This window comes from Paraburkholderia atlantica (assembly GCF_009362785.1).
GTDB classification, from domain to species: domain Bacteria; phylum Pseudomonadota; class Gammaproteobacteria; order Burkholderiales; family Burkholderiaceae; genus Paraburkholderia; species Paraburkholderia atlantica.
In genome coordinates this window covers 49,670-59,517 of the sequence record NZ_WHNQ01000038.1, presented here as the reverse complement: position 1 = coordinate 59,517, position 9,848 = coordinate 49,670, and the positions used below count along the sequence as shown (strand labels likewise).

Below are 9,848 nucleotides of genomic sequence, written 5' to 3'. Positions count from 1 at the left end.
GCCGCCAGCGTTCAATCTGAGCCAGGATCAAACTCTTCAGTTCAAACCTGTTACTGTTTTCGGTTCAGTTATGAACCGGTCGCTCACTCAACGTACTGACGATGATCAATCCGTCTTTCGACAGATAAACCTTCCTCTAATACTGTGTGAGGCTTCTGATACTTTTGCCTTGCAGCAGACCCCGGAGAATCCGCCGCCGCATTCCGCATCAAGCGCCCACACTTATCGGCTGTTAGTTTTTAAAGATCGATCCGCGAAACCCGCAGCGCCTGAACCACCACTACCCGGCACTGCTTCGCTTGCGTCGCTGCGTCTGCAGCAGAGAAGCGAGATTATGAAGAACTTCCGCCGGATCGTCAACAGGTTTTTATCACTTGCTTAACCTGCCCACGCCGCCGAAGCCCTCGCCAGCAAAGGCTTCCCGCTTCCCCGCGCCCCGGCGTCCGGAGCACGAAAGAGCGGAATTCTAGTCGCCGCGGCCAGAACTTGCAAGTGAAATCCTAGGGTTTCCCTTAAGCGGGTTTTCCTTAAGGAGTCTTTCCGACACGGCCCGGATCTTCTATCGCTGGTGCTTTCGCTTCTGGCGCCTGCGTCTGCGCGGCGGATGCGCCGATCGTCCAATCATGCAGCACGGTATGAGCTACCGCCAGCAACGTTGGGCCGATGAAAACACCAAGAAAACCGAACGCAAACGCGCCGCCGAGAATGCCAAGCATGACCAGAATCAACGGCATGTCGCTGTTCTTGCCAATCAGGATGGGCTTGATGACGTTGTCGGCCATGCCTACTACGAGCAGCCCCCACACCACCAGAAAAATCGCCCATCCAGTCGACCCACCCTGATACAACCAGATCGCAGCCGGCAACCAGACTACGACCGGACCGCCCGGTACCACCGACAGAAAAAACGTCACGAGCCCTAGCAACGCCGGCGCCGGTACACCGGCCATCCAGAAACCGAATCCCGCGAGAACCCCCTGCACGAGGGCCGTACCAAGAATCCCGTAGACCACACCCTTCACCGTGCTGCCCGCCAGCGCCAGAAGATACTCTGCACGCTCACCAGCGACTCGACGCATGCCGGCGTTCAGCCAGGCGGCCGCACCCTCGCCACCGGTATAAAAGAAGAAGGCCAGCACAATGCTCAACGCGAGCAGCCCCAGCCCATGCGTCACCGCAAGCGCCGCCGCCAGAATCCATTTGCCAGCCGGCGCGGCGAGCGTGCGCAACTGCGCAATCAGCTCAGAATTGCTGCTGGTCAAGCGCTCCCAAAAGGCCTCGATGCTCGAACCAACCAGCGGGATCCGCTGCACCCACGGCGGCAGATCGGGCAACCCCGACTCGAAAAGTCTTTGCACCAGCGCGACGATCTCGTGAACATGCGCGCCAAACGCAAAACCCGCATAGACGAACGGCCCGAGCACCACGACCAGAATGATCAGCACGATCATGGTCGCGGCCAGCTTGCGGCGGCCGCCAACGACCCCGGTGAGCCGCCGGTAAAGGCCCCAGGAACTGTAGCTGAGGATGGCTCCCCACAGCAGCGCAGTCGTAAATGGCGCCAGCACCAGCAACGACCCACCGACGAGCACAATCAATGCAAATACCGCCGCAAGTCGCTCGATTAGTTGGTCCGATTTCACGATGGATCTCCCCTATTGCGCCAGACGTGGCGATCAAATGACACACGCCCGTCAGGCGCCCGCTGAACGCCGTCAGTATAGAAGCGAGTCGGGCGTCTGGGGTGTCTTATCCCATCCGGCCCAGGCGTGACGAGTCGCGTGCGACCGTGTCGGTGGCGAACGCATTTTTTGGGATGAAAGAGCTCGAATCTGCCCCAAGATTGCCGAGCAAGCCATATAGCTGCCTGGAAAAGACTAGAATATAAGGTTCCGTGCCCCCAATTTTTCTGGATTTATGCGCTCGCGAATCGCCAAACGTCTCCCTCCCGACGCCGACAAGCTCGTCGGTCTCTCGCTCGCGCTTTTCGCGTCGGGCAGCCGTACCGAAGATCGCTTCTGGGAAGCAAAGCTCGACGCGCTGCTGGCCAAAATCGTGCGCAATGCCAACCAGACCACGCTGGACGCAGCGCTCGACCATCTGCAGCAAAACCATCCGGATGCCTACGGCGCGCTGGCCGACATGGCGGAAACGCATAGCGAATCGTTCGTCATCGAACACGAAGGCGTGTCTTACGAAGCGCTGCTGATCGCCGCTCCCGTGCTCGCCTGGACCCGCTACGTGATTCCGTCCGGCCCGCTCAAGTCCGACGCCGCCGACGCCTTGCGCGCACACCTGCAAGCGCATGTGCTCGCCGCGAACACGCGAGTGGCAATGGCTCCGTTCCTGTACAGCATCGACCAGTTGCCGCGCCATCACGTCGAAACGTGGCGCATCGCCCAGCAACTTGCGCAAGCCGCGGTCAGCGGCGGCAACGCGAAGCTCAATTTCGGCGAACTGCCGGAGACGTCGCCGATTCTGGCGGACCCGCGCTTTCTGCTTGCCGTAGTCGCCGCGCCCGTCGGCGAAGCGACGTTCCGCTGGCAGGAAGAAGAGCACGGTACGCGCATCGAGCGCGGGCAATGTCTCGAGCAATGGGCCACGCAAGGCGGCGCGAACCTGTCGGTCGTGCTCCCGGGCTGCGAATTCGAATGTCTGCTGCCGGATGCGTACTACTCGGCCTGCCGCGACGCCGACGAAAGTGTGCGTCCGCACACCGTGCGTACCGCCGTGCGTTATCTTTTCGACACGATTGGCGCGACGCCGCAGGACCTGCGCGCGGTGGTCGCCGGTTTCGGTGAACGGCGCATCGACGAATACCGCGTCGGCTTCACGCGCAAGGGCAGCAACGACGTGATCTACGGTGTGGTGTGGCCGCTCTACGGCCGCGAAAACGGCGAGGCGGGCATCGACGAGGAGCCGGAGGAAGTCACCGGCTCGGACGAGCCGCTCGAGGAAATCGTCGCGCTGCTGAAGGAAACCGGCATCACGGATGTACGCCGCCACGCGGGCCGGTTCGAGCCGGAATATTGCGACGACTGCGGCGTGCCGCTGTATGCGGACCCGCTCGGCGAAATCGTCCACGCGGAAATGCCAGAGGATGCCGAGCCCGCGCAACCGCATTTCCACTAGTCCCGACGTCGATATCCACGCCTTATCGCGAAAAAGCCCCGTATAGACGGGGCTTTTTTCGTTGAATGTCCGCTTTTCTTATGCCTTTTGGACAGCCGTCAAAACGGAGGGAATTTGTCATCATAGGCACGGTGACGCATCGCCGTGATCGAGTCAGCTTCATGAGTCCGAGAGATGCGTCGCGCCATTCCGCCCGAAACATCTGGAGACATGCATGCGCTTCGCGATTCTCAATTCAAACGCAGAACGACGTGATGGACTCAAAGCCTTGCTGCGGCAGATCGACCGGCTGGCGCGCTTCACCGAGGCCGATGAATGGCGTCTGCTCGAACGTCCGTTCAAGCGTTATCGGCCGGATCTCGTCGTGATCGACTGGGAGAACTGGATGTCGGTTGCACAAGTTCGCGCGCTGCTCAGTCACTTTCCCGACCTGCGCATCAGCGTGCTCACCGACGGGACCTTGCCCGCGCTCGTGCGTGCGCTGATGGACGAGGGTGTGCTCGGCGTCGTTCCACGCGACACCGATCCCTGCCTGATCGTGCGCGCATTGGAAATGGTGCTGCTCGGCGGTCACTACGTGCCGCCCGGCGCGCTGGCGATCGATCCGCCGCTGCCAACCGATACCGCGATCCGCACGTTCGATGAAGAAAGTCCGCCGCCCCGCCGCAACAAACTCTCGAGCGGGCTGTCGCCGCGACAAGAGCAGATCATGCGCTGCGTGCACATGGGCAGCACCAACAAGATGATCGCACGCACGCTCGGCATTAGCGAAGGCACGGTCAAGATCCACCTGACGAGCATATTCCAGCAACTCGGCGCGCCCAATCGCGCCGCCGCAGTCGCGCTTTACAACGGCTGGCTCACCAATCATTTGCAAGTGCTGCGCAACAACGGCGAGCACAGCGCGCGGCCGGTCGTCCGCGGGCAGCCTGGCCCGGTTCCGCTCCGGCGGCGCCAACGCGCGCGGTTCCAGTATCCGTTGCCCGGCAGCGACACCAGCAGCGCGCTGCCGATGGCCGCGGAGCCCGCCACGTCGTACGGTGAAACCCCAAACGGCAGGCCCGCGCGGAAGCCGATCAGGCCGGACTCCGCATGACGCGGGTCGCTCCGCGCGTATGGGTTGGAACATCCGCATGCCCGCAGTGGCATGCGCGCTGAGGGTGGGCTGGCATGGAATCCGCTCACACCTTTTGTCGTCCAACGAGTAATATGAGACACATGGGTTTCCTCTACACACCGCTTCCGTTCTGGGTCGCTGTCGGTGGCTGGACTGCCACTGCGATGGTGATCGCGCTCGCGCTGTGGAAAAATCCTTTCAAAAGACTTCAGGACGGCACGCTCCAGCATGTCTGGCTCGCGATAATCGTCGCAGTGTCGGTGCTGTGGGCGAGCAACGCCTGGCTCGACGACGGTACCGTGATGCATCTTCTCGGCGCCACGCTCGTCGTCACTCTATTCGACTGGGGGCTTGCTGTGATCGCGATGGCGGTGGTCACGGGTCTCGCCGCCGTCGTCTTCGATGCGCCGTGGCAGGGCATCGCGCTGACGTTCCTCGTCTACGGCGCCCTGCCCGTCGCCGTGTCGACCTTGCTCCAGCGCATCTGCACCGCGTGGCTGCCGCGCAACCTTTTCATGTTCATCTTCGGCCAGGGCTTCGTTTCGCCCGCCATCGCCGTGTCGTTCACCGCCGCGGCAGCGCTCGCCATTCATATCGCGGTGTCCGGCGGCTCGATGACCGTGGTGCCGGTCGGCTACGCGCTCAGCGTGCTGCTGCTCGCCACCGGCGAAGCATGGTTCACTGGCATGGCGACCGCGCTAATCGCGGTCTACCGTCCGGCGTGGGTTACCACCTACGACGTCCGGCGCTATCGCCTGGGCGGCCCGCGCACCTGAGAATGCGCTTTGGCGTCGCGTGCGGCGGATCTGTGATAATCAGCGCCTCGCCGCCGCAGACTTTCCGGGCGCGCCCATCAGGACCGGACAGAATATTTGCAGCAACATTGAACTCAACCCTTGCGCGGGGCATCTTATTTGCCTCATCTCCCACTTGCGTCTAAAGAACTAGATGGATCGCACCAATGTACCGAGCCGGTTGCTGCGGGTGATCGGCCGGTTGGCGGCCTGCGCAGCGAGTCTCTCGCTCAACTGCGCGGCTCCCGCATTCGCTGATCAGCTTGAACAGCACAACGACCTCGTCAAAAGATTTATCACCGAAATGCACGCGGATCCGCTCGTCGCGGACTGCGCCGCGCATGGCGACTTCGTCGCGAGCACGTCGACCGCGTTCGACCACGTCGAATTTCCGTCCAGTTCGTTCGACAGCGCGCACTCGTCCGTCACGCCGTGGAACGACTCGTTCGACGAAGGCAAGCAGCGCGTCAAGGTGGACAGCATCGTCACCGTCGAAGGTGTCGGCGTGCGCCAGAACAACTCGGGCGAGCCGGCCGATCTGAAATTCCGCTGCGGATACGTCGGCTCGCAGATGCTCGCGTTCAGCTGGAACGACCCGGTGCCGCCGAACCGCGCGCGCAGCGAGGGATCGGGCAAGCACAAAAGCGGCAAAGGCAAGCACGCGGTCGGCGGCAAAACGCCGAAGAAGTCGTCGAAGTCAGGCTCGGGCCACTCCTCGCGCACGACGTCGAGCAAATCGGCAAACAAGAGCTCGAAGAAGAAGAGCTAACCGCATCTGGGCGCTGATCGGGGCGCGCCACCGTCCGAACAGTCGCCCCAATGAAAAACGAGGCACGCACTTTTTCCGTGCGTGCCTCGTTTTTTATGTCCAGCCGTCCGCTTGTTCAGGCGAACGTCTCCACGTGACGCAGAATCGCCTGCAACATCGCGGCGCCAAGCGACGCGCTGCGCTCACCGTTCCAGCCCACCCGCTCGTCGGGCAGATTCGCGTTGTCCTTGAACGGCATTTCCAACGTCAACGACAGACAGCCGAATTCGTTGCCGATGTACTTCGACGCAAGCTTCAACGCATCCTCGCGATACTTGCTCGCCGCATAGCCATACTTGTCCTGAAAATCCGGACTCGCGTGCTTGAACGCCTCGATGAACGCCTTCTGCTCGCGCCCCTGCCGCTCGGTAAAGCCCGGCAGCATTTCGGAGCCCGCGACGAACACATACGGCAACGCCTCGTCGCCATGAATATCGAAGAACAGGTCGCAGCCCGTCGCGTGAATCGCTTCGCGCACCACCAGCACCTCGGGACTGCGCGCGGCGTCCGGCTCCATCCATTCGCGATTCAGGTTCGCGCCGGCCGCATTGGTGCGCAGATTGCCGCGCACGCTGCCGTCCGGATTCATGTTCGGCACGATGTGAAACACCGCGTGATCGTACAGCTTGCGCGCGACCGGGTCGCCCGCCCAGTCTCCCCAGCCCACGAGGCGCTTCACGAGCCCTTCGATGAACCATTCGGCCATCGTCTCGCCCGGATGCTGGCGGGCAATCAGCCAGATGTTCTTTTTGGGCGCGGCGTTGGCGGCATCGTCCGCGGGCGGCGTACCGAGCGTGAGCAGCGAAATCGGCCGCCCTTCGACCGTCTTGCCGAGCTCGGTCAGCGACGCGTGCGGCATCTGCTGCACGGCGCCGAGAAACTCGGCATGTCGCTCCTCGCTGTACGGTTCGAAGTACGCGTAGTAGATGCTGTCGAAATCGGGCGTATGGTCGATCGTCAGCACGCGGCCGTCGTACGAGGTCGGCACGCGAAACCAGTTCACGCGGTCATAGCTCGCGACCGCCCGATAGTCGCGCCAGCCCTCCGCGAACGCACACGCGGCGGCGTTCTCGAAGCTCATCACGCAGCGCTCGCCCGCCGCGCCCGACAGGCGGAAATAGAACCACTGCGCGAACTCCGCGTGGCTGTCCGGACGCACGCGCAGGCGAATATTGCTGGCGTCTTCGCAGGACAGCACATCAATCGCGCCTGCGTCGAAATTGCTCGTAATCGATAACGTCATCAGAGTCTTCCCTGCCTGAATGCGCGCTGCTTTTTTAGCGCAGCGGCATGCTCATTCCGCAACGCGGCGGCGAAAAACGAAAGTGGAGTCGTTCGAAGCTTCGGCGCTGAACGCGTAGCCTTCGGTGTCGAAGTCCTTCAGCTGCTCGGGACGATCGAGGCGGTTTTCCACCGCGAAGCGCGCCATCAAGCCGCGCGCGCGTTTTGCATGGAAGCTGATGATCTTGTAGCGGCCGCCCTTCCAGTCTTCGAACACCGGCGTTACGACCGGCGCGTCGAGCAGCTTCGGCTTGACCGACTTGAAGTATTCGCCCGAAGCGCAATTGACCAGCACGCGCGAGGCAGCCGCATTCTTCTCCAACTGCGCGTTCAACGCGTGCGTGATCCGCTCGCCCCAGAACGCGTAGAGATCCTTGCCGCGCGGATTGACGAAGCGCGTGCCCATTTCGAGCCGGTACGGCTGCAGCAGATCGAGCGGACGCAGCAGGCCATAGAGACCCGACAGCACGCGCACATGATTCTGCGCATAGTCGAGATCGGCCGACGACAGAGTCTTCGCATCGAAACCTTCGTACACGTCGCCGTTGAAAGCGAGCACCGCCTGCTTGGCGTTGTGCGTGCCGAATTGCGGCGACCAGTCCGCGTAACGCTGGAAATTGAGGTGCGCGAGCTGATCGGAAATGCTCATCAGCGAAGCGATCTGTTGCGGGGACAAACGGCGCAGGCCGCTGATCAGTTCGGCGGCGTCGTCGACGAAATCGGGGATCGTGTGCTTTTTGACGTGCGGCGGGGTGTCGTAGTCGAGCGATTTCGCCGGCGACAGAACGATTATCATAGAGGCTTGCAGGCACGCCGTGCCTGGTGGTCAAAGACGAAAGCCCGATTGTAACGAATGCCCGGTTCCCCCGCCTCAAGCGGCGCGTTGCGCGTCGTACTCGATTCCAACGTGTGGATCGATATTCTCGTATTCGACGACCCGCACACGCGGTCGATCGCCGCCGCGCTCGAAAGCGGCGCGCTCGCCGCGCTAATCGACGCGCGCTGCCTCGCCGAGCTCGCCTACGTGCTCGACTATCCGCAGTTCGCGCATCGCAACGTCGACAAAGCCGCTGCGCTCGCCGTCGTCGCGCGGCTGGCGCAATTGGTCGAGCTGCCTGGGCCGACCGAGCCCACCGATAACGCCCGGCCGCTGCCCCAATGCAAGGATCGCGACGACCAGAAGTTTCTCGAGCTCGCGCATGCGGCACGGGCCGACTGGCTCGTGTCGAAAGATCGTGCGGTGCTGAAACTCGCGAAACGCATCGCGCGCGATTTCGGCTTCAGAATCGCGCAACCGGCACCGTTCGCCGCGGAAGCCGGCATCGTGCAGAATGCTGGGGGCGAGCCCGTCAGCGCGTGGATCGGCCGTCCGTAGATGACACCCGCGGCGCGCACAGCCTGTCGCGATTCCCTACAATCAGGCTTCGCCCTTCGCAACGACTGTTCGAGAATCCGGACAAACCAGGCCAACCCTTATCGCCCCGCTACCCACGACGCCATGAACGCACCGCACGACACGCCCACGAGCCCCACGTTTCCATCTCGCCTGCCGAACGTCGGCACGACGATTTTCACCGTGATGAGCGCGCTCGCCGCGGAAAAAGGCGCGGTGAACCTGGGTCAGGGCTTTCCCGACTTCGCCTGCGATCCGCGCATCGTCGACGCGGTCGCGAACGCGATGCGCGACGGCCATAACCAGTATCCGCCGATGGCAGGCGTGCTGCCGCTGCGTCAGGCGATTTCGGACAAGATCGCGAATCTGTACGGCCGCCGCTACGACGCCAATAGCGAAATTACCGTGACCGCGGGCGCCACGCAGGCGTTGCTGACCGCGATTCTCTGCACGGTCCACGCGGGCGACGAAGTGATCGTGATCGAACCGACCTACGACAGCTATCTGCCGTCGATCGAACTGGCGGGCGGCAAGCCGGTCTTCGTCACGCTCGACGCACCCGACTACGCGATCCCGTTCGACAAGCTCGCCGCCGCGATCACGCCGAAGACGCGGCTCATCATGATCAACACGCCGCACAATCCGACCGGCACGGTATGGCGCGAACAGGACATGCGCAAGCTCGAGGAGATCGTGCGCGGCACCAACGTGCTGATCCTGTCCGACGAGGTGTACGAGCACATGGTCTACGACGGCGCGCCGCATGAAAGCGTCGCGCGCTATCCGGAACTCGCGCAGCGCAGCTTCGTCGTGTCGAGCTTCGGCAAGACCTACCACGTGACCGGCTGGAAAGTCGGCTATGTGGCCGCGCCCGCCGCGCTGACCGCCGAGTTCCGCAAGGTGCACCAGTTCAACGTGTTCACCGTCAACACGCCGATGCAGATCGGCCTCGCCGATTACATGTTGGACCCGGCGCCGTATCTGGAGCTACCGGCGTTCTATCAGCGCAAGCGCGACTTCTTCCGCGCGGGCCTCGCGAATTCGCGCTTCAGGTTGCTGCCGTGCACGGGCACGTATTTTCAGTGCGTCGACTATTCGGCGATCAGCAACCTGCCTGAGGCCGAATTCGCGCAATGGCTGACCGGCGAAATCGGCGTCGCGGCAATTCCGGTCTCGGCGTTCTATCACGAGGCGCATGAGTCTGGCGTGGTGCGCTTCTGCTTCGCCAAGCAGGAAGGCACACTCGCTACCGCGCTCGAACGGCTCGCGCGGCTCTAGGATGCCTCGCGCGATGCCACGAACGAACCTACGTTCCTTGCCATC

10 protein-coding genes are annotated in these 9,848 nt (G+C 62.7%); 7 read left to right on the top strand and 3 right to left on the bottom strand.

Annotated elements, in window-relative coordinates; genetic code table 11:
- The coding region (locus GCT19_RS43690; protein ID WP_227749393.1) for a hypothetical protein at window positions 1-382 on the top strand (382 nt) is incomplete at its 5' end.
- A gap of 145 nt (window positions 383-527) precedes the next feature.
- On the opposite strand, the gene GCT19_RS34075 is transcribed toward GCT19_RS43690, so the two are convergent.
- On the bottom strand, window positions 528-1,643 hold the full coding sequence (locus GCT19_RS34075) for an AI-2E family transporter (RefSeq protein ID WP_026227919.1): 1,116 nt from the start codon (window positions 1,641-1,643) through the stop codon (window positions 528-530).
- A gap of 274 nt (window positions 1,644-1,917) precedes the next feature.
- Here GCT19_RS34075 and GCT19_RS34070 point away from each other — a divergent pair, with 274 nt between their 5' ends.
- The 4 genes from GCT19_RS34070 (at window position 1,918) to GCT19_RS34055 (ending at window position 5,812) form a co-directional block, all read left to right on the top strand.
- A complete protein-coding gene (locus GCT19_RS34070) occupies window positions 1,918-3,132 on the top strand; it encodes a DUF2863 family protein (RefSeq protein ID WP_018431471.1) in 1,215 nt (404 codons plus the stop codon).
- Window positions 3,133-3,346: 214 nt separating this feature from the next.
- Window positions 3,347-4,228 (top strand): response regulator transcription factor, encoded by an 882-nt coding sequence (locus GCT19_RS34065; protein ID WP_152854393.1) that lies wholly within the window; start codon window positions 3,347-3,349, stop codon window positions 4,226-4,228.
- 122 nt (window positions 4,229-4,350) lie between these two features.
- The gene (locus tag GCT19_RS34060; protein WP_152854392.1) at window positions 4,351-5,025 is read left to right on the top strand and encodes an energy-coupling factor ABC transporter permease; all 675 of its coding nucleotides are present in this window, start codon (window positions 4,351-4,353) and stop codon (window positions 5,023-5,025) included.
- A 172-nt stretch (window positions 5,026-5,197) separates the two neighbouring features.
- Entirely contained in the window at window positions 5,198-5,812 is a 615-nt protein-coding gene (locus GCT19_RS34055; RefSeq protein WP_152854391.1) for a BspC domain-containing protein, read from the top strand.
- 115 nt (window positions 5,813-5,927) lie between these two features.
- Here the strand turns inward: GCT19_RS34055 and GCT19_RS34050 are convergent, their stop codons facing one another.
- Window positions 5,928-7,094 carry a M14 family metallopeptidase gene (locus tag GCT19_RS34050; protein WP_152854390.1) on the bottom strand — a complete coding sequence of 389 codons (1,167 nt, stop codon included), beginning with the start codon at window positions 7,092-7,094 and terminating at the stop codon, window positions 5,928-5,930.
- Between the two features lie 51 nt (window positions 7,095-7,145).
- Window positions 7,146-7,928 (bottom strand): peroxide stress protein YaaA, encoded by a 783-nt coding sequence (yaaA, locus tag GCT19_RS34045; RefSeq protein WP_018431476.1) that lies wholly within the window; start codon window positions 7,926-7,928, stop codon window positions 7,146-7,148.
- A 57-nt stretch (window positions 7,929-7,985) separates the two neighbouring features.
- Here yaaA and GCT19_RS34040 point away from each other — a divergent pair, with 57 nt between their 5' ends.
- Together GCT19_RS34040 and GCT19_RS34035 are read left to right on the top strand one after the other, a co-directional pair.
- Window positions 7,986-8,507 carry a putative toxin-antitoxin system toxin component, PIN family gene (locus GCT19_RS34040; protein ID WP_152854389.1) on the top strand — a complete coding sequence of 174 codons (522 nt, stop codon included), beginning with the start codon at window positions 7,986-7,988 and terminating at the stop codon, window positions 8,505-8,507.
- A gap of 123 nt (window positions 8,508-8,630) precedes the next feature.
- Window positions 8,631-9,803 (top strand): pyridoxal phosphate-dependent aminotransferase, encoded by a 1,173-nt coding sequence (locus tag GCT19_RS34035; RefSeq protein ID WP_013088963.1) that lies wholly within the window; start codon window positions 8,631-8,633, stop codon window positions 9,801-9,803.
- The last annotated feature ends 45 nt before the right edge of the window (window positions 9,804-9,848 follow it).